This is a genomic window from Undibacterium sp. Di27W (assembly GCF_049340345.1).
GTDB lineage: Bacteria > Pseudomonadota > Gammaproteobacteria > Burkholderiales > Burkholderiaceae_D > Undibacterium.
This window is the reverse complement of the sequence record NZ_JBMPOS010000007.1, coordinates 302,472-321,677: the sequence shown is the minus strand read 5'-3', so window position 1 is coordinate 321,677 and position 19,206 is coordinate 302,472. Positions and strand designations below refer to the sequence as shown.

Annotated in this window: 13 protein-coding genes; 10 read left to right on the top strand and 3 right to left on the bottom strand. The window is 47.3% G+C overall.

Annotated features, from left to right (window positions below):
* The first annotated feature begins 446 nt into the window (after positions 1-446).
* Entirely contained in the window at positions 447-3,116 is a 2,670-nt protein-coding gene (locus tag ACO0LF_RS16475) for a zinc-dependent metalloprotease (RefSeq protein WP_423015832.1), read from the top strand.
* Positions 3,117-3,631: 515 nt separating this feature from the next.
* Positions 3,632-3,808 carry a hypothetical protein gene (locus ACO0LF_RS16470; protein WP_423015830.1) on the top strand — a complete coding sequence of 59 codons (177 nt, stop codon included), beginning with the start codon at positions 3,632-3,634 and terminating at the stop codon, positions 3,806-3,808.
* A 164-nt stretch (positions 3,809-3,972) separates the two neighbouring features.
* On the opposite strand, the gene ACO0LF_RS16465 is transcribed toward ACO0LF_RS16470, so the two are convergent.
* Both ACO0LF_RS16465 and ACO0LF_RS16460 read right to left on the bottom strand, forming a co-directional pair.
* Positions 3,973-6,030 carry a prolyl oligopeptidase family serine peptidase gene (locus tag ACO0LF_RS16465; protein WP_423015828.1) on the bottom strand — a complete coding sequence of 686 codons (2,058 nt, stop codon included), beginning with the start codon at positions 6,028-6,030 and terminating at the stop codon, positions 3,973-3,975.
* A 97-nt stretch (positions 6,031-6,127) separates the two neighbouring features.
* Positions 6,128-8,662 (bottom strand): TonB-dependent receptor plug domain-containing protein, encoded by a 2,535-nt coding sequence (locus tag ACO0LF_RS16460; protein WP_423015826.1) that lies wholly within the window; start codon positions 8,660-8,662, stop codon positions 6,128-6,130.
* A gap of 778 nt (positions 8,663-9,440) precedes the next feature.
* On the opposite strand from ACO0LF_RS16460, the gene ybaK reads away from it, so the two are divergent.
* The 3 genes from ybaK to ACO0LF_RS16445 all read left to right on the top strand — a co-directional run bounded on the left by ybaK (position 9,441) and on the right by ACO0LF_RS16445 (position 11,210).
* Complete coding sequence (gene ybaK / locus ACO0LF_RS16455) at positions 9,441-9,932, top strand: Cys-tRNA(Pro) deacylase (protein ID WP_423015824.1); 492 nt, start codon at positions 9,441-9,443, stop codon at positions 9,930-9,932.
* A gap of 91 nt (positions 9,933-10,023) precedes the next feature.
* Positions 10,024-10,653, top strand: coding sequence for a glycerol-3-phosphate 1-O-acyltransferase PlsY (gene plsY, locus ACO0LF_RS16450; protein ID WP_423015822.1), 630 nt, complete (start codon positions 10,024-10,026; stop codon positions 10,651-10,653).
* A 95-nt stretch (positions 10,654-10,748) separates the two neighbouring features.
* Entirely contained in the window at positions 10,749-11,210 is a 462-nt protein-coding gene (locus ACO0LF_RS16445) for a cache domain-containing protein (protein WP_423015820.1), read from the top strand.
* Positions 11,211-11,242: 32 nt separating this feature from the next.
* Here ACO0LF_RS16445 and tsaD read toward each other — a convergent pair whose 3' ends face one another.
* Positions 11,243-12,271, bottom strand: coding sequence for a tRNA (adenosine(37)-N6)-threonylcarbamoyltransferase complex transferase subunit TsaD (tsaD, locus tag ACO0LF_RS16440; RefSeq protein ID WP_423015818.1), 1,029 nt, complete (start codon positions 12,269-12,271; stop codon positions 11,243-11,245).
* A 143-nt stretch (positions 12,272-12,414) separates the two neighbouring features.
* Here tsaD and ACO0LF_RS16435 point away from each other — a divergent pair, with 143 nt between their 5' ends.
* From ACO0LF_RS16435 to ACO0LF_RS16415, 5 genes are all read left to right on the top strand, one after another.
* Positions 12,415-13,083, top strand: coding sequence for an ANTAR domain-containing response regulator (locus ACO0LF_RS16435; RefSeq protein ID WP_423015816.1), 669 nt, complete (start codon positions 12,415-12,417; stop codon positions 13,081-13,083).
* 393 nt (positions 13,084-13,476) lie between these two features.
* Positions 13,477-14,646, top strand: coding sequence for a CmpA/NrtA family ABC transporter substrate-binding protein (locus tag ACO0LF_RS16430; protein ID WP_423015864.1), 1,170 nt, complete (start codon positions 13,477-13,479; stop codon positions 14,644-14,646).
* 9 nt (positions 14,647-14,655) lie between these two features.
* Entirely contained in the window at positions 14,656-15,573 is a 918-nt protein-coding gene (ntrB, locus tag ACO0LF_RS16425; protein ID WP_423015814.1) for a nitrate ABC transporter permease, read from the top strand.
* Between the two features lie 2 nt (positions 15,574-15,575).
* Positions 15,576-16,388: an ABC transporter ATP-binding protein gene (locus ACO0LF_RS16420; RefSeq protein WP_423015812.1), complete on the top strand. Its 813-nt coding sequence runs from the start codon at positions 15,576-15,578 to the stop codon at positions 16,386-16,388.
* A 407-nt stretch (positions 16,389-16,795) separates the two neighbouring features.
* Positions 16,796-19,096, top strand: a complete 2,301-nt coding sequence (locus ACO0LF_RS16415) for a putative bifunctional diguanylate cyclase/phosphodiesterase (protein WP_423015810.1) — start codon at positions 16,796-16,798, stop codon at positions 19,094-19,096.
* The last annotated feature ends 110 nt before the right edge of the window (positions 19,097-19,206 follow it).

The following is a 19,206-nucleotide window of genomic DNA, read 5'->3' as shown; positions in this document are numbered from 1 at the left end:
GGAAAATGAAAGGCAATGAATCAAACAGAACTTTATTATGTAAATAAAATACCTTTCAGGAAAGCTTTTGTTACCTTTTTTTGAGGGTCTGTTGTTCGGCGACGACAAGAAATGAAAATTTAATTTCTAAATTTTCATGAAAATGAAAATTTGTGATTTTTTTGGAAATGTATTTATTTTCATATAAATTCAAGTAATAAGCTTATAAATCCTCAAAAAATGAACCAATTGAAAGCAAATACTATCAAAGTGCCTGTGCTTGCATACTCTTTTTGAAATCAAAAAATGCGAAAAAATTTTCAAATTATAGAATTTCTGTAAAAATTCGAGCTTCGCATAAGTTCCTGCGACTTGTAAGAACTTGTAACAGAAAGAAGAATCTGCGAACACAGCAAAGAAGTCATACAACAGCGCTATGTCGCTATTTAAATTAACCGGGAAAAAATATGAAATTGCCAAAAGAAGTACATTTCAAGAAAAAGAGCCTGCTCCTTTTGTTGTGCGCTTTGAGTGAAGTCGCACTTGCCCAGACACCTCCCCCTGTTCCTGCGCCTGCACCTGCACCAAATGGCACGACGGTGACTGCACCTGCCGTACCTGTGCTTGCTGCAGCTGCGCCTGCGGCAGCACCGGCTCCAACACCTGGTTTGCGTCCATTCAAAGAAATCATTAAAGATGCCAAAGAGCACAAGGGCTTTTTTAATCTGTATCAAAAAGACGAAAAGGTCTGGATAGAAATCAAGCCTGAGCAATTTGATAAGCCTTTTTTGTTTACTTACAACATTCCCAATAGCATAGGTGAGCGTGGCTTGTATGGCAGCCAGATGGGACAGAGTTATCACGCGGTCTTCAAAAAAGTAGGTAATCAAGTCCAGTTGCTGGCCAAGAACACAGACTTTTTTGCGACACCAGGTACGCCACAGGCGATTGCTGTTTCCCAGGCGTTTTCAGACAGTTTGCTGGCGAGTGCACCCGTGCTGAGTTCTCCACATGGCGAGTCAAAAGGCATTCTGGTGGATGCCAGTGCCTTGCTGTTCAATGACATTCCTTCATATTCAACACGTCTGGAATACGCCTATCGCACCATGTATGTGCTGGATAAAGCGAATAGTAGTTTTGGAAAATTGAGTACCGATGAGTCCTTGTCCGGTCTTTTCGTCAATGCCCATTTCGCTACTCCGCGTATCGCTGCTCTGCCACTGGTGCCGCCACCAGTAGCCATTCCTTCACCACCACGGACCACACCCGACCCGCGCAGTTTCTTTGTCGGCTTTTACTTCAATTTTTCTGCCTTGCCTGCAGAAGTCATGCGCCCACGTCTGGCGGATGACAGGTTGGGGCATTTTGTCACCACCAGTTACGACTTCACTGACGATATCAAACCCAAGACTTCACGTCACTTTGTCAATCGCTGGCGCCTGGAAAAGCAAGACCCGACGGCGGCTTTGTCTGAGCCCAAGCATCCTATCGTGTATTGGCTGGACAAGAATGTGCCAGAAAAATACCGTAAATCGATTACTGAGGGGGTACTGGAATGGAACAAGGCTTTTGAAAAAATAGGTTTCAAAAATGCTGTCGTGGTCAAACAGCAAGTTGAGAGTGATACCTTCGATACCATGGACGCACGCCATGCCTCGATACGCTGGTTTGTTGGCGCTGACGTAGGCTTTGCCATTGGCCCTTCTCAAGTAGACGAACGCAGTGGGGAAATCCTGGATGCTGATATAGGTATGTCGGATGTGTTTGCCCGTGGCGCGCGCCGCCTGATAGGTGAGGATACGCAAAGCCAGGCATGGACGCCGTCGGCGCATCGCGATTGCGATTTTGCCCATGAGGCATCGATGGAAATGGGCTTTGCCCTGGACTTGCTGGATGCCCGCGGTGAAGTGGATATGGACAGCCCCAAGGCAGAAGCACTGGCGCAAGCCTATGTAAAAGACGTCATCATGCATGAGATAGGCCATACCCTGGGTTTGCGCCATAACTTCCGCTCTTCGACTATCTATAGCTTGAAGCAATTGCAGGACCCAGCGTTTACCAAGGTCAATGGGCTGGCTGGTTCCATCATGGACTATGTACCTTTCAATCTGGCGACCAAGGGGGAGCCTCAGGGCGAATATGTAATGTCTTCCCTTGGCCCTTATGATTACTGGGCGATAGAGTATGCCTATAAGCCAATCGAGGCCGACAAGGAAAAAGATGAGCTGGCCCGTATTGCCTCACGCTCTACGGAACCTTTACTGGCCTATGGCACGGATGAAGATGCAATGGGAAGCATGGTGTCAGACCCGGACGTCAACACCTTCGATCTGGGTTCTGATCCTCTGGCTTACATACAAAAACGTCTGGCGATGTCACGTGAATTGTGGGACAAGCTGCAAACCCGTCAATTGAAAACGGGCGATAGCTATGAAACCTTGCGCCGCAGTTTTGAATACGGCTTTGGTCAGTTTGCCCGCACTGTGCCACTGGCAGCCAAGTTTGTTGGCGGTACCACTTTTCTGAGGGACCATGCCGGTACCGGTCGCGCTACTTACACACCTATCGCTGCCGACCGTCAGCGTCAGGCTTTGAAACTGGTTTCCGACAGTTTGTTCACAGCGAAGAGCTTTGTCTTTTCACCTGAATTGTTGAGCCGCCTTGGGGTTGATCATTTCCAGGGAGGTAACCGCAATGACATTTCCATTTCTGCCCGTTTGCTGGGTTTGCAAACGGCAGCACTGGATCAATTAATGTCGGATCTGGTCGCACAGCGCATGCTCAATAATGCAGAAAAATTGCGCGACCCTAAAAAAGTGCTGTCTCTGCATGAGTTGTATGGCAGCTTGCAAACCAGCATCTGGAGCGAATTATCCAGCGGTGCTGACATCATCTCTGCGCGCCGTAATCTGCAGCGTGAGCATCTGAAGCGTTTGTCCAATGCCTTAATAAAACCTTCTGCCTTCACTCCTGCAGATGCACGCAGTTTGCAAAGAGAACAGGCCAATCAATTGCTGATCGCCATTCGCGGTGCAGTAGGCAAGCCTATGAGTGCTGAAGCGCGTGCCCATTTGTCTGAGAGCCTGGCAACCTTGAACGAGGTGTTAAAGGCTTCATTGGTCAGGGCAGGCGTTTGATGCAATTCTCATTTGCAGAATAGTTGATGCCAGTCGCTATACGCATCATCTGATTGTCTTGAAGATAGAAAACCCCGTGCAAAACACGGGGTTTTTTTATGGCTGATGAATTATAAAAATCCACACTTTTTAATCCAGATGTTTTGATTTTCCCAGACGAACGGAGTAAGCATTATTTAAAGTTTGCATAAGCAAAAATTATTATTGTATTTATCATTGATATACTATTCATGATATTGTTTGTGAAATATAATTTAATAACTTATGTGGCCTTTATTATCTGTTCTTAAATGGATAATTCTATTGCCGAATAAGCTAAAACCGTTTTTTTTACTGGTCAGATAGAGATGGTCAGCATAGAAAAGCGAGGGAAGAGAATTCAGACACGGGATAGATACAAGAAAATGTATCGTCCCTATGTCAGGATGCTGTTTGCGGCACAAAAAGTCGTGAATGGTGCAAATGCGCATGTCCTGATCGACATGATTTATTTACCTACAATGGAGTAGTGTCAAATGCGTTTGATTTCAAATGAAGAATTGATCCTGGTTGCTGGCGGTGATGGTGAGCCAGGTGATGGCGGTACTGTGGTGACTGTACCTGACGAGCCAGGTCTTGGGCATGATACTCCAACTAACCCCAGAACTCCGGTGCCTAGTCCTTATCAGCCGCCTATCACCAAGATAGAGTGAGCCTCAACTAGAACCTTGAAAAGCGCCAGATTTTTGGCGCTTTTTTATTGCCCTGGAATGTGGGTAATTCATTTTCAAGGAATAAAAAAACTATCCCCTGCAATTGCAGGGGATAGTTATGTCATACGCGATGTGCGTCAATTCTTTTGATTAAAGTAAGATGATTATTTCTTCAAACACTGAGCAAAGAATTTTTCGCTACGGTTGTATAAGTCAAATACGTTGACGTCTTTATTGAAACCATGGCCTTCTTCTGGATAAACCTTGTAGTCAAGGGTTTTGCCAGCTTTGAGCAAGGCGTCACGCATTTTTTCACCGTGTATCATCGGCACGCGTCTGTCGTCAGAACCCATGGACAGCATGATAGGGCCTTTGACATTGGCAGCATTGCGGGCTGGTGAGCGCAGTTCAAACAGAGCGGCATCGGCTTTGGAATCGCCAACCCAGAGTTTGAATTCATTGTTCAGGTAGCCGCCAGTTGCAGCGTCTGCATTTTCAGATGTATCTGACCATGAGACGTTTTGCAAAAGACCAAGATCACTCACAGCCACGACTGAATCGGCGCAACGCCACAAGTCTGGATCTCGGGTCATACCTTGCAGGGATGCATAGCCGCCATAACTACCACCTAACAGACCCATGCGGTTTTTATCGACTATGCCTTCCTGTACCAGGAACATGGCGCCATCATTGATATCATCCTGCATGGTGCCACCCCATTGCTTCCATGCTTTGACATAATGGTTGCGACCATAACCTTCAGAGCCGCGCGGTTCCAGTTCCAGAACTGCATAACCGCGTGAGGCAAAGAATTGCGCTTCAGGCCAACGACCCCAGGAAGAGAAGTGGAAGCCACGTACCATAGGTCCACCGTGAATATTCACGATCAATGGCAGGTTTTTGGAATCCGAATTTTTTGGCAAGGTCAGGTAGCCATAGATAGGTAAGCCATCACGTGCTTTGAAGCCTATGTATTTACGCTCAGCCATCAACTCTGGATTTGCCCATTCGCGGTCCTGTACGATGGGTTCCAGGGTTTTCTTTTGTGTGTCAAACAAATAGTAAATGCCGGACTGAATATCTGAAGTGGCATGTACTAATGCTTTGCTTCCATCAGAGGACAGCCTGAACGCATTGTGGGTTGCGGGCAGGGATGCATCAATTTGCTCAGTCAGGGATTTTCTTGCGCTATTACCAAACCAGACGCGTACTGGTTTAGCTGCATCATAAGTCAAGCCGACGACCTTACCAGTCTCATCATCGCCTTCGCGTATCAAGCGTGCACTGGAATTCTGGCCATTGATATCAAATATAGGATCCGCATGCACCAGTTCGCCAAATTTCTTGGTGACGGTATCATATTTAAAGACCGCCATTTTATCCAGGCCATCTTTGTTGGTGGAGACATACAATGTACGGTCATCGTCGTCAAAGCCCAGTACATCATACATCGTGCCATTGTTGTAGCTCGATTGCTCAAATATCTTTTCCCATTTGTCGCTGTCAATAGGGCGGTGATAGTAAGTGGTCATCTGTGGCTGACCTGCGCCAGGACGAATTTCACCTCTTTGTGCAATGCGTGGGCGTCTGTGAGTGTCGAGTTCCCAGCCTTCAGTGCGTCCTGGTGATTCAAAGGTCAATAATTGTGAGCGCCTGGTTTTGAAATTGAATTTATAGACATCAGCATAGTCTTTGCTTCTACCTTTCATAGAAACATAGGCTTCAGGCGAATCCTTACCTTCAGTCATGATAATGTCGTCAATATGAATGTCGCCTTTTTTGCGTTCATTCGTATTTTCCAGCTCCCAATTTTTATCGCTGTCTATGTCGTAATAGTAGGAACCTTTAAAGTTGAAGCGACCCCTTGCTTCCTGACCATCTGCGGTACGATAGAATAAATATTTATTACCTACCCAGCGACTTTCTGCAACGTCGAAACGGGACGAGGATGTAATGACTTTGGCCTTGCGTGTGGCAGTATCTATCAATACCAGATTACCGCGGCCATTCAGGGGCACAATAGCGGCGATGGTTTTGCCGTCTGGTGATATCGACAGGTCACGGTAATCAGCCAGTTTAAAGAAAACTTCTACCGGTATTTCAGATGCGCTTTTATAAGTGACGGCAGCTGTTTCTGCCATGACGTCAGTATGCACTGCATATACAGGTAATGCGGCAAAAGTGGCAACGATCAGTTGTTGCAACGTTGAGCGAAATTTCATGTTTACTCCTGAAAATGGGGGCGCGAGGCCCCCAAAAATCTGATCCTGTATTTAAATAAGGATGCAATATTGCTTATATTTTCAATAATCTTGTTGATTATTTGAATGCGTATTTAACAGAGAATTGGAAACGACGACCAAATGGGCTGTTATAACCAGAGTTGTATGGGAAAGAACCATTGTTCAGTGCGCTACGTGCATCAAATGGTGGTTTTGTATCAAACAGATTGGAGATGTTCAATGCCAATTCCACATTTTTGAAGCCTTTGTAACCTGTGAACCAGCTCCAGGTAGTCGTTGCAGCTACGCGGCAATATGAGCTAGGCGCGCCGTAGATAATATCTATCTTGCAGCTGTCCGCTGGTGTGCCTATATAGTCGTATCCAGAGATATAGTTACCGGATGCTTCATGCGACCATGGGCCTTTTTCCCAACCTACTGCCAGGGAACCACGGAATTCAGGTTGGCTATAGGTCTTGTTGTAATCAACGGTTTCGCTATCCGGGAATGGTGTCGACAGATATTCTCTGGTCAGCGACATTTTTGAACGGAAGTTCAATTTACCGTTTTCGCCCAGATTTTGTTTACCCTTGAAATCCAGATCGAAACCACTGACTTGCGTTTTACCGATATTGATGTATGGCAGACTTACTTCAGTGATATGACCACCTTTGTCACGGGTGATGAATTTCGCGAAGTTAGGGTCCTTTTGATTCGACAGCAAATAGGTGATGTCCAAAGAGCTGATTTCATCACGGCGTTCTATTTTGTAATAGTCCAGAGTGACGCTATAGTCTTTGACTGGTTCCCAGACGATACCGATGGTGTTGCTGGTCGATTTTTCTGGCTTCAGTGCAGCATTGCCAGAAATATTGGCTTTCAGAGAGATATTGCAATCTGGTTCATTACCAGTTTGGCACAATACCGGATCTTGTTGGCCATTGTAGAAACCAACGGAAACGGATGGCGAAATTTCACGGAAGTTCGGTGCGCGGAAGCCTTTGGCAATCGTGCCACGCAAAACTACTGTAGGGAGAACGCTCCATTTTGCGCCAATTTTTGGTGTCAATGAATTGCCGCCTACGCTGTAATTATCTGCACGAACTGCAGTAGATAATTCCAGGGATTTCAAGACTGGCAGATTCAATTCACCATAAGCAGAGGCAACATTGCGGCTGGAGAATGGCAATTTGGGCAAGCCGCCGATGGAGTAGACACGTTGATCCAGCAGGTATTGGTCGTCTACGTCACTGGTGGATTCACGGCGGTATTCAATACCAACCGCAGTACCGGCATAACCACCTGGCAATTCAAATAATTCTGAGTTGCTGACTTTCAGGTCTGCAAACAAAGTTTTGTTTTCGCCACCACGTGTCAAGGTAGGAGAGATTTTTGCACGCACTGCAGCGGAATTGTTAGCAGCACCAGGCACGTAGGTACCATTTGCCAGTGCAGCTTCCATTTGATCAGTGATGATGAAACCACGCTGATCTACATTCACTTTACTTTGCAGGTAGCCAGCAGCTGTGTCGTATTCCCAGCTACCTAAAGCACCTTTAAAGCCACCAATGATGCGTGTTTCTGTATCTTTGACATCTACTGCACGGCCACCCAGATCACCAGTGCGCAGCAAGTAATTTTTGCCGCCAGCTACAGTGAACGTACCTGCGTCATCATTCGCGTAAAACTGTGGGTCGAAACGCAAATTGGTTTTGATTTGTGTGACGCCAGCTTCCAGGAAGAAGCTATGGTTGGCGCTGAACTGATATTCGCCACGCAAGAAGATGGAATCATTGCCACGCTTTGGAACCGCATCTGTCCAGTCAAAACGGTCCAGCATGCAGCGGCCATTTGGTGCCACGTTGACTGGTGCGCAGCCTGGCAAGGCAGTAATGACGTTACCGACCAGGACATTGCCTGGTACGGAATAGGCGGTACGGCGGTCACCTTTGGTAATGCCAAAGCCACGATAGTCCTGGCTATTGTAGGCATTGATGTCACGCATGGACAAGGCATCCGAGTCATGATGCTCGAAAAAGCCCATCACATTGAATTTGTCTGCAGCGATATCGCCCATACCGTAGGAGATATTGAAGTCCTTGGATTGTGCTTTACCCTTGGAGGTAGCGCCGCCGCTGGCTTTGACTTCACCGGCTGTGTAATCTTTTCTAAGCCAGATATTGATAACGCCAGCGATCGCTTCCGAGCCGTAAACCGCGGAGGCACCATCGAGCAGGATATCGATATGGTCAACTGCACCAACAGGTATCGCATCCAGATTGGCGAATTGGGACTGGAAGCCAGTGATACCGTATTGCGCGACACGGCGACCATTGACCAGCACCAGCGTGGCGCCGCTACCCAGGCCACGCAGAGATGCTGTCGTTGCACCAGGGGAGAAGCCGTTGTATTCGACGCCTGTCAAGGCGCCAGCATTGTTCGATGAGAGGTTTTGTATGACAGAAGACAGGCTGGTGGCACCGGTTTTTTCCAGTTCAGCTCTGGTAATGATCTGTACTGGAGAGGCACCTTCAGCTTGAACGCGTTTGATATTTGAACCGGTAATTTCAATCTTTTGCAGTTTTGCTGGTTCTTCAGTAACGGTTTGCGCATGGCCGTTCATTGTGAGCATGGAGCCTGCCATAATGCACAGAGCCGTACGCACCAATTGAGAAGCTTTCTTTTCTTTCAGGTACATATATTTTCACTTCCACCTTAAGTTGTTATTAATTTTTATCGTCATCAAATCAGCTCGTTATGCTTTTATATGGTCGTGCTGACCTTCCCTCGATAGAGCTAACTGAATGGTTCTATAGATTTTGTGTAAACCATTCAGGCAAAACCAGAAAGACCGTCTGGTTTGCGCGGTATTATGTAATGAAATGTAACCCGAATGTTAAAGATTGTTGCTCGCTTGCGACGGAATGAAATTATTGGGTATTTAATAAATATTTAATTTTGTAAATGATTATTTGAAGCCCGAGAATTCGAAATTTTCCACATTTACCTCACATTGTTTTGTGCGGTTTTAATTTTCAATCTTGTCACTTGAAGAAATTGGAATTATGTTGTTCAAATTGGTTATGTATTAGTTATATGGCAATTTATTGGACATAACCATAAATGAACTGTAATGTATATGCCATTCTCACAGCTAAAAGAGTCATATTGCGCAAACTGCGATGCTCTCGCCCATACAAATTGCTGTGCTTGTATCTCTCCAAAATGAAAATATAATATTAACTTATTGATAATGTCAGGTTGGGCAATGAGGGCACTGCTGATCTTTATTTTGATGCAGGCTGTAAAAAGAAAATGATTCTTCCCCAGTATTTGCATGACAGCCTGGCATGTTCAGAAGATATAATTTGTACTTCATTTGAAGAATATTTCGTTTTTGAGAGCGCAACTTGGCAAAGAAAGAACATGTATCGGTAACCCAGGCAACGCAATTTCTGCGCAAGCACAAAGCAGAATTTACTGAGCATCCTTATGCATATGAAGAGCATGGTGGAACTTCGGTATCGGCGCGGGAATTGGGGGTAGATGAACATAGCGTGGTCAAAACCCTGGTGATGCAGGATGAAGCAGCTAAACCTCTTATTGTCCTCATGCATGGTGACAAAAAAGTATCGACCAAAAACCTGGCCAGACAAATTGGCTGTAAATCGGTAGAACCCTGCAAACCAGAAAACGCGCAAAAGCATTCAGGCTATCTGGTTGGCGGGACTTCACCGTTTGGAACCAAAAAAGCGATGCCTATTTATGTCGAGCGCAGCATCCTGGCGCTGTCAAAAATTTATATCAACGGTGGCCAGCGTGGTTACCTGATAGGCATTGCACCAGATTTATTGCCCAGCCTCTTGCAGGCACATCCAGTGGATTGTGCCCTGGATGAATAGTCCCCAGGTTTGAAATCCCTGAATTGACTTACTTTGCTTTTTGCCTGGTTTATACTTGCCGGGCATTTCCCCATGAATCCTAAGGAATAAGATGAATACAATTTTGGCTGCAATTGCAGCTTATCTGCTGGGCTCACTATCTTTCGCTGTCGTGGTCAGCAAATTATTTGGATTGGCCGATCCACGTACCTATGGCTCAAAAAATCCTGGTGCCACCAATGTTTTGCGGAGTGGGAATAAAGCGGCCGCTGTCCTGACCTTATTGGGCGACGCATTCAAAGGCTGGTTGGCGGTGTGGCTGGCGATGCGGTTTCAACATCAATTTCAACTTGATGACAGCAGTATCGCCATTGTGGCCTTGGCTGTGTTCATCGGTCATTTATGGCCGGTGTTTTTCAAGTTTGTCGGCGGCAAGGGCGTGGCCACAGCAGCGGGCGTCCTGATAGGCATCGATATCTGGCTGGGGGTGGCCACATTGGTAAGCTGGATGATGGTGGCATTTGCGTTTCGCTACTCCTCGCTGGCAGCCCTGGTTGCGGCGATTTTCGCGCCTTTCTATTATGGTTTGTTATTCGGTCCTGATGTCAAAATGCTGGCTATCTCCATCATGTGTGCTTTGCTGATATATCGCCACAGCCAGAATATTGCAAATCTCATCGCGGGCAAGGAAAGCCGTCTGGGTAGTAAAAAAGATGCAACAAAAGTTGAAAAGAAAAAATAAATCTTCAATATTGCAAATAAATCTAGAATTATCCCTACCCCTCATTTATGCTTAAAAAGAAACATGCTTTTTTAATCATGAAGAGGGGTTTTCTTATGCTGACGCGATTTCAACAACTGTGGCTGGCAAGTTTTCTCTCTCTTTGTTTTTTGAGCATGTCCGTTGCTGCTGCGGAGCATGGTAGTGCCAATGAGGCCAAGGCCATGGTGCAAAAAGCCATAGACGCGATGAAAAAACATGGTGTCGATGCAACCATTGCCGAGATCAACAAGCGTGATGGACAGTATCAGGACCGCGACTTGTACGTGGTTGTGTATGACATGAATGGCAAAAATCTTGCCCACCTGAATCCCAAGATGGTAGGCAAGGAGATGCTGGACCTGACTGATGTCGATGGCAAATTCTTTATACGCGAGCGCATAGAATTAGTGAAGACCAAGGGCCGTGCCTGGCAGGATTATAAATTCGTGAATCCTACAACGAAGCAGATAGAGCCCAAGTCCATGTATGTGGAAAAATTCGAGAATACGATCGTTGGCTGTGGGATTTATAAATAGAAATCCCGTGCAAGCAAACTTATTCAGCTATTTTATGCAGCTATTAAGTCCTGTAAAGGCCAGCGCGGCTTGACATTGAAACCATAATCCCTGGTTGCCAGACCCGGATTGTTTTTCAGGCGCATGGCACCAGCAAAGGCGATCATTGCGCCATTGTCAGTACAAAACTCCAGCTCAGGGTAATACACCTGAAAGCGCTTCTTTGCCGCCGCGGCATTCAGGGATGCGCGCAACTGCTGGTTGGCACCCACACCACCAGCAATCACCAGACGCTTCAAGCTACTTTCCTTCATTGCAGTCACGCATTTGGCGGTCAGCACAGCGACAATGGCATCCACAAAACCACGGGCGATATTGGCTTTATCCTGTTCGCAGATATTTGCAGGATGGTTTTTGACGACGGTCAATACCGCGGTCTTCAAGCCAGAGAAGCTGAAATTCAAGTCTTTGGAATGCAGCATGGGGCGCGGGAATTGATAGGCTGCCGGGTCACCAAATTCTGCCATGCGTGAAATAGCCGGGCCACCGGGATAAGACAGGCCCAGCAATTTGGCGGACTTATCGAAAGCCTCACCGGCAGCATCGTCCAGGGTTTCGCCAAGTAATTGGTAACGACCAACGCCGTCAACACGCATCAACTGTGTATGTCCGCCAGAGACCAGCAGAGCAATGAAAGGGAATTCAGGTGGCTGGCTGGCCAGCAAGGGTGACAGCAGATGGCCTTCCAGATGATGGACACCCAGCACCGGTTTATCCAGCGCCATACCCAGGCCACAGGCAACCGAGGCACCTACCAGCAAAGCACCGGCGAGGCCAGGTCCCTGGGTGTAGGCAATCGCGTCTATGGCTTGTTTGTCTACGCCAGATTTATTCAACACCTCTGTCAGCAAGGGCAGAGCGCGGCGTATATGGTCGCGCGAAGCCAGCTCCGGCACGACACCGCCATATTCCTGGTGCATGGCGATTTGCGAGTGTAAGGCATGGGCCAGCAGACCGCGCTCTGTGTCATACAGGGCAAGACCGGTTTCGTCACAGGAGGATTCAACGCCGAGAACTATCATGTTTGTTTCTAAATGGGAGGGGAGTTAAGTCATTGCACATGCGGGCAAGAACACAAAACACTGCTTGCTCCCATATCAGGCAGGGATTGGAGCGATTCTTGCTATGACTCATATAACGTAATTATATCTGGCATGGGCCATCAATGCGCAGTAAAGCAAATAATGACGATGCGATAACACCAGCTTCCTCCAGTCTGCGGATCGTCGTGGTGAATACCGTTATCCAAAGCGAGGATGAGTTGCATGAGGAGGCTCAGGCGCAGCTGGCGCGCTCACGTGCCTTGCGCATCGGTCTGCTGCAAGCGGGCTATAACATCATTGCTGTCATTCCGGGTGACATCTATATGAGCGAGCGCATCACCCAGTTGCAGCCCGATATGATCATTATTGACGCTGAATCTGATTCGCGAGATGTACTAGAGCACATGGTCATGCTGACCCGCGATGCGCCACGGCCCATCGTTTTATTTACTGAAGATGGCAACCAGTCGAATATGGCGGCAGCCATGGAAGCCGGTGTCTCGGCCTATGTGGTTGCCGGTTTGCAGTCCGAGCGCATCAAGCCTGTGCTGGATGTCGCCATGGCACGCTTCCATGCAGATCAAAAGCTGCGTAGTGAATTATCTGATACCAAGGCCAAGCTGCAAGAGCGCAAAACCATAGAACGTGCCAAGGGGCTGTTGATGGAACGTCATCATCTTTCAGAAAATGAGGCTTATCAAAAAATGCGCAAACAAGCTATGGAAAAAAATCTCAAGCTGGTTGATCTTGCGCAGCGCATGCTGGACGTGGCTGATCTGCTGGGTGGCTAAGTCCAGATTTGTGCGTATAAATGGTGCAATGCGTCATTTAGGTGCGGTATTTTTTAATGAATTGCTGTTTCCTGTTGGGTTTAAGGAGCTAAATCGGGTTTTGGGGTTGGCACGGCAATTGCTGTATTGAGACAAAGTGCCAAAGCTGGTGCTTAAGAAAAAAGTGAGTCTGACTAACGGCGGTCACCTCACCAGACAAAGGTGTCTTTCCATACGGTTTATCCGTGGTGGGATGACATCTTTTTTCGTTACAGGAATTAATTTAGCTGGAGTGCAGACATGTTGAATCAGGAAGTTTCTAACAATCTCATCAAGACGCGGGAAGAAAATGAACCTAATTTCAAACGTCGCAGTTTCTTGCAAACCGCTGCGCTGGCAAGTGGGGCAGGCATCATGGGCTTGAGTACCGGTGGGGTATGGGCAGCGGGATCAGACAAGCCAGAAAAAGAAGAAGTGCATATAGGTTTTATTCCCCTGACTGATTGTGCTTCGGTAGTGATGGCATCGGTGCTTGGCTTTGATAAAAAATACGGTATCAAGATTATCCCCAGCAAAGAATCTTCCTGGGCCAGTGTGCGTGACAAGCTGGTCAATGGCGAACTCGATGCAGCCCATGTCTTGTATGGTTTGATCTATGGTGTGCAACTCGGTGTAGGCGGGAATAAAAAAGACATGGCTGTGTTGATGACGCTGAACAATAATGGCCAGGCCATTACCTTGTCGAAGAAGCTGGCAGAGAAGGGTGCAGTAGATGGTGCAGGCCTGGCCAGGCTCATGCAAACCGACAAGCGTGAATATACTTTCGCCCAGACTTTCCCTACCGGTACCCATGCCATGTGGTTGTATTACTGGCTCGCTGCACATGGTATCAACCCCATGAAAGATGCCAAGGTCATTACCGTGCCACCACCACAAATGGTGGCGAATATGCGGGTGGGGAATATGGACGGTTATTGTGTGGGTGAGCCCTGGAACCACAGGGCGATTGCTGACGGCATAGGCATCACGGCAGCAACGACACAGGATATCTGGAAAGATCATCCAGAAAAAGTATTGGGTACGACATCTGAATTCGTGCAGAAATATCCAAACACCGCGCGTGCGTTGGTCGCTGCGATTTTGGATGCTAGCCGCTGGATAGATGCATCGCTGTCCAACAAGACCAGGATGGCAGAAACCATCGCCGATAAATCCTATGTCAATACCTCGGTCGATGTCATTAATCAGCGTATTTTGGGGCGTTATCAAAATGGTCTGGGCAAGACCTGGGATGATCCCAATTACATGAAATTCTTTAATGATGGCGCGGTGAATTTCCCTTATCTGTCAGATGGCATGTGGTTCCTGACGCAGCATAAACGCTGGGGTTTGCTCAAAGCTGATCCTGATTACTTAGCCGTGGCAAAAGCAGTTAACCGCATAGATATCTACAAGGAGGCAGCGACCATGGCCAAGGTAGCTGTACCAAAAGATCCCATGCGCAGCAGCAAGTTCATGGACGGTACAGTCTGGGATGGTAAGAATCCTGCTGCCTATGCAGCTGCTTTCAAAATCAAGGCTTGAGGAGTCCTTATGAATACCTTGGTGCATGGTGCAATACCCGTAGCCGACGAGACTGCCAGCATAGCAACGACAGCAACGACAGCAAATACAGCGAAGGAAGTAACAGTGGTACAGGAGGTGAAACCCAAGAGAGAGAGAAAGCCAGGTTCATTGCGGCCCATTTTCCTGAGTGTGTTGCCGCCCTTGTTTGGCATAGGCATGCTGATACTGATATGGGAAATCATTGCGGTGAAAAACACGACTTTCCCTTCACCCTGGGTGACTTTGCAAGAAGCAATCAAGCTGTTTTCTGATCCTTTTTATCAAAAAGGCCCCAATGATCAAGGCATAGGCTGGAATATTTATGCGTCACTGAAGCGTGTGGCAGTCGGTTTTGGTTTGGCTGCGGCCGTGGGGATACCGCTGGGATTTTTGATAGGTCGTTTCAAATTTTTATCCGGCATGTTTAATCCCATCATCAGCCTGTTGAAACCTGTTTCGCCACTGGCCTGGCTGCCTATAGGTTTGCTGGTATTCAAGTCTGCCCATCCGGCAGCAATCTGGTCCATCTTTATTTGCTCTATCTGGCCCATGATCATTAATACTGCGATAGGTGTGCAGCGCGTGCCGCAAGATTATATGAATGTCGCTCGCGTATTGAATTTATCTGAATGGAAGATCATCACGCGCATCTTATTGCCTTCAGTGCTGCCATACATGCTGACCGGCGTCAGGCTGGCGATAGGTACGGCCTGGCTGGTCATTGTCGCGGCAGAAATGCTGACGGGCGGCGTGGGCATAGGTTTCTGGGTCTGGGATGAATGGAATAATCTGAATGTACCGCACATCATCATCGCCATCGTCGTCATCGGCCTGGTGGGGTTGATACTGGAACAAATTCTGGTGGCGATAGCACGCGCCTTTACTTATGAAGATGTGGGGACATGATCATGAATGAAATCGACAACAAGTACATAGAGATCAATCAGGTAGAGATGGTCTTCAATACCAAAAAAGGCAGTTTTCATGCACTGCGCAATATCAATCTGAACGTCAAAAAGGGCGAATTCATCACCCTGATCGGTCACTCTGGTTGTGGCAAATCGACACTCCTGAATCTGATCGCCGGTTTGACTGATGCCAGCTCCGGTACCTTGTTGTGCGCGCACAGGGAAATTGCTGGTCCTTCACCAGAGCGCGGTGTGGTGTTCCAGAATCATTCTTTATTACCCTGGCTGACTTGTTACGAAAATGTCTTCCTGGCGGTAGAACGTGTATTTGGTGCGACCGAGAATGGGACGAAATTGCAAAAGCGCACCATGCAAGCCTTGTCACTGGTGGGCTTGGCGCACGCAGAGAAAAAGCGTCCGAATGAAATTTCCGGTGGCATGAAGCAGCGTGTAGGCATCGCTCGCGCATTGGCGATAGAACCAAAAGTTTTACTCATGGATGAACCTTTCGGTGCTCTCGATGCGCTCACGCGTGCACATCTGCAAGATGAATTACTGAAGATCGTCGCCAAGACACAATCTACCGTGGTCATGGTGACCCATGATGTGGACGAGGCAGTCTTGTTGTCTGATCGTATCGTCATGCTAAGCAATGGTCCGGCTGCGACCATAGGCGACATTTTGCATGTGGATCTGGAAAGACCACGTGATCGTGTGGCCCTGGCGCAGAATCCGCAGTACGCACAATACCGGACAGAAGTGCTGCAATTTTTATATCATCGTCAGTCACCCCCGGTGCATGAAGCAGCTTGAGTGACAGCTTTGCAGCCGCCTTGTTTTTTTAGCATGCAAGGCGGATTTTGCGTCAGCATATCAAGTCGTCAAGATGTTTTCTTGGATAAACTTGAGCAAAGTTTGTCGTTCAGATAATTTTAGCAATATGAAATATAAATATCGATTCAGTTTGCCAAGTGAAAATTAGTTTTCATTTTTAATGTCCTAATTGTGACAATATCTGCGGAAACAGCTGGAATCTATGAGAGAATGCCTAATCCTTTTGGAAACATTTTTTTACAGATTCAAAGATCTCTGTTGATGTGGAATTGGGAGGAGATACTGAAAGTAATTTTGTTGCTTCTGATTAATATCGTTGCACCCTTGTTCATGTATTCACCCGTTTTGTCACAACAGGTTCTGGATTCTTCTTTTGATTACATGACATGTTTCGCTGGCTTTTTCTAAATGAAAGTGCATTAACGCCTGCCGAGCACGCTGCATGGAAATTAAGTGCACTACGTATCATTTTGATGTCTGGCTTTGTGCTGGAGGCGGCAGTAGCGATTCACAGTTCTCTGGACGCAATCGCAGTTGGTGCTTATCAGGTGCTGTGGGTAGTAGGCTTTTTCTATATAGTGCTGGCATTGGGTTTGTATTATTCGTCCCGTCATTTACGTGCTGGTGCCGCCATCCTCATCGGTACGGTGTATGCATCTGCAGCTGCCATTGTTTGCCTGATCCAGCAATACGAGATTGCCAAGTTTGGTTATATCTTCATCTATACAACGCCCATCATAGCCCGCTTGTTCTTTGGCACCCGGCTGGCAATAGGTTTGATGGTATTTAATACTTTGCCCTTCCTGCTGCTGTTATTAAACCGGCCCTTATTGAATATCGCTGGTTTCGACATTACCCTGCCTTCCAGCAATACCTATATACAATCCCTGCTATTCCTGTTTTTTAATGCCTGCGTGCCTTTGGCAGTGTTCCGCGTCTTGCATGAACTGGATGTCTCGGCGCTGCGTTATCGCCAGGCCAGCGCCGCCCTGGCAGTCAGCCATGCCCAGTATGAAGAAGTGTTCCAGAATGCCGGAACTGCCTTATTGCTGACAGATGCCAGTGGACAAATTTTACAGGCGAACCAGCTGGCCAATAATTTGCTGGGACGCGAGGCTGACGATAAGGATGAGCCCGCCTTGTTTGCCTGGTTGTCACTGGACAATAGCGTCCGTCTGAAGAGCCCGAACAGCGATGAATCAGAAAACATGCGCATGTCAGCGTATCGCACGCGTGATGGCAAGCTGGTTGCATTGGAAAATATTTCTCAGACTTCCACCGACCATTACATCGTCGCCTTGCGTGATGTGTCCGGCCTGCACTCCATGCACCACGCTTTGCAGCTCAGCTTGCAGCGCGAAGATTATCTGAGCCGCCATGATGCCCTGACCAATTTGCCCAACCGCGAAATGTTACGCAGCCACTTGCAAGATGTGCTGGTAAAAAATGACGAGAACAAGGTCACTGCCCTGGTGTCTTTCCGTCTGAACAGCATACGTCATGCAAATCAACAGTTTGGGGCACATACTGGCGATATCTTGTTGCGCCGCTTTGCCGAAGAATTGTCGCGGGCCTTGCCCAAGAATTGTTTCTGCGCTCGCTTGCGCAGCATCGTTTTTTCCTTTGTTGTAGAAAATTCCCGTACCCCAGGTGAAATTATCAAGCTGGTGGAAAAAGTCAGAAATAATTTACCAAAAGAACTCGAAATCAATGGCGAAAATCTATTGATACAATTTTCTGCCGGTATCGCCCTGGTCAGACCTGAAGATCAGGAGCCGGACGACTTGATACGCCGCAGCGAAGTGGCGCTTGATACGGCACGCCGCTCGAGTGATCAAAGCGTGACCTTGTTCGATGAAGAAGATGCACTGCAAATACGTCGTAGCGTAGAAATTGAAGTCGGCATCGTCAACGGTCTCAAACAAAATGAATTCCGCCTGGTCTATCAGCCGAAGGTGGACCGTGAGGGTAATATTGCCGGCCTCGAAGCCTTGCTGCGCTGGGAATCACCGAGCCTTGGCAATGTCGCTCCGGCAGAATTTATTCCCATTGCTGAACGTGCTGGCCTGATACGACTGATCAGCAACTATGTCATGAACCAGGTTTGTTTCCAGGTCAGGGACTGGCTGGACCGTTACGCCGATTGTCCTGTCATTGCACTGAATTTATCGGCTACCGATATTGCCCGCAATGATTTGTTGCAATTGATAGATGGATGCTGCAATCGTTATGATATTGCACCGTCGTATATAGAATTTGAAATTACTGAAACTGGCTTGATCGCCAACGAAGCCCTGACCATACATCATCTCGATGAGCTCAAGGCACGTGGTTTCAATATTGCGATTGACGATTTTGGTACTGGTTATTCATCCCTTTCCAAGCTCAGTCATTTCCCCGCGCACAGCGTCAAGATCGATCGTTCCTTTGTGGCGCAGATAGGCTACAACAAGAAAAGCGAAATGATCATCAAGGCCATTATCTCACTGGCTAATATTCTGTCTTGTCACACAGTTGCTGAAGGTGTGGAAAACGAAGCGCAGGAAACTTTCCTGAAAGAGATAGGGTGTGATTATTTTCAGGGATATTTTTATTACCGGCCGCTGGAAGTCTCGGCACTGGAATTATTGCTGACTGAAATACCTGCCAAAGAAAGCCCGGCTGCTTACCAGTTCAAGCTCGCCTGAAGGTACTTCTGCAACACAATTTTGCATATGCATAAATGCTATATGCAAAAATTTGTGCATCTGCGTCATAGCCTGAATTAAATCATCGTATTCACTGCATATTTGCAGAG

Bases quoted from the DNA above. Each gene is read 5' to 3' on its own strand.
- ACO0LF_RS16475 (WP_423015832.1), top strand. From the start codon at position 447: ATGAAATTGCCAAAAGAAGTACATTTCAAGAAAAAGAGCCTGCTCCTT.
- ACO0LF_RS16470 (WP_423015830.1), top strand. From the start codon at position 3,632: ATGCGTTTGATTTCAAATGAAGAATTGATCCTGGTTGCTGGCGGTGAT.
- ACO0LF_RS16465 (WP_423015828.1), bottom strand. From the start codon at position 6,030: ATGAAATTTCGCTCAACGTTGCAACAACTGATCGTTGCCACTTTTGCC.
- ACO0LF_RS16460 (WP_423015826.1), bottom strand. From the start codon at position 8,662: ATGCTCACAATGAACGGCCATGCGCAAACCGTTACTGAAGAACCAGCA.
- plsY (WP_423015822.1), top strand. From the start codon at position 10,024: ATGAATACAATTTTGGCTGCAATTGCAGCTTATCTGCTGGGCTCACTA.
- ACO0LF_RS16445 (WP_423015820.1), top strand. From the start codon at position 10,749: ATGCTGACGCGATTTCAACAACTGTGGCTGGCAAGTTTTCTCTCTCTT.
- tsaD (WP_423015818.1), bottom strand. From the start codon at position 12,271: ATGATAGTTCTCGGCGTTGAATCCTCCTGTGACGAAACCGGTCTTGCC.
- ACO0LF_RS16435 (WP_423015816.1), top strand. From the start codon at position 12,415: ATGCGCAGTAAAGCAAATAATGACGATGCGATAACACCAGCTTCCTCC.
- ACO0LF_RS16430 (WP_423015864.1), top strand. From the start codon at position 13,477: ATGGGCTTGAGTACCGGTGGGGTATGGGCAGCGGGATCAGACAAGCCA.
- ntrB (WP_423015814.1), top strand. From the start codon at position 14,656: ATGAATACCTTGGTGCATGGTGCAATACCCGTAGCCGACGAGACTGCC.
- ACO0LF_RS16420 (WP_423015812.1), top strand. From the start codon at position 15,576: ATGAATGAAATCGACAACAAGTACATAGAGATCAATCAGGTAGAGATG.
- ACO0LF_RS16415 (WP_423015810.1), top strand. From the start codon at position 16,796: ATGTTTCGCTGGCTTTTTCTAAATGAAAGTGCATTAACGCCTGCCGAG.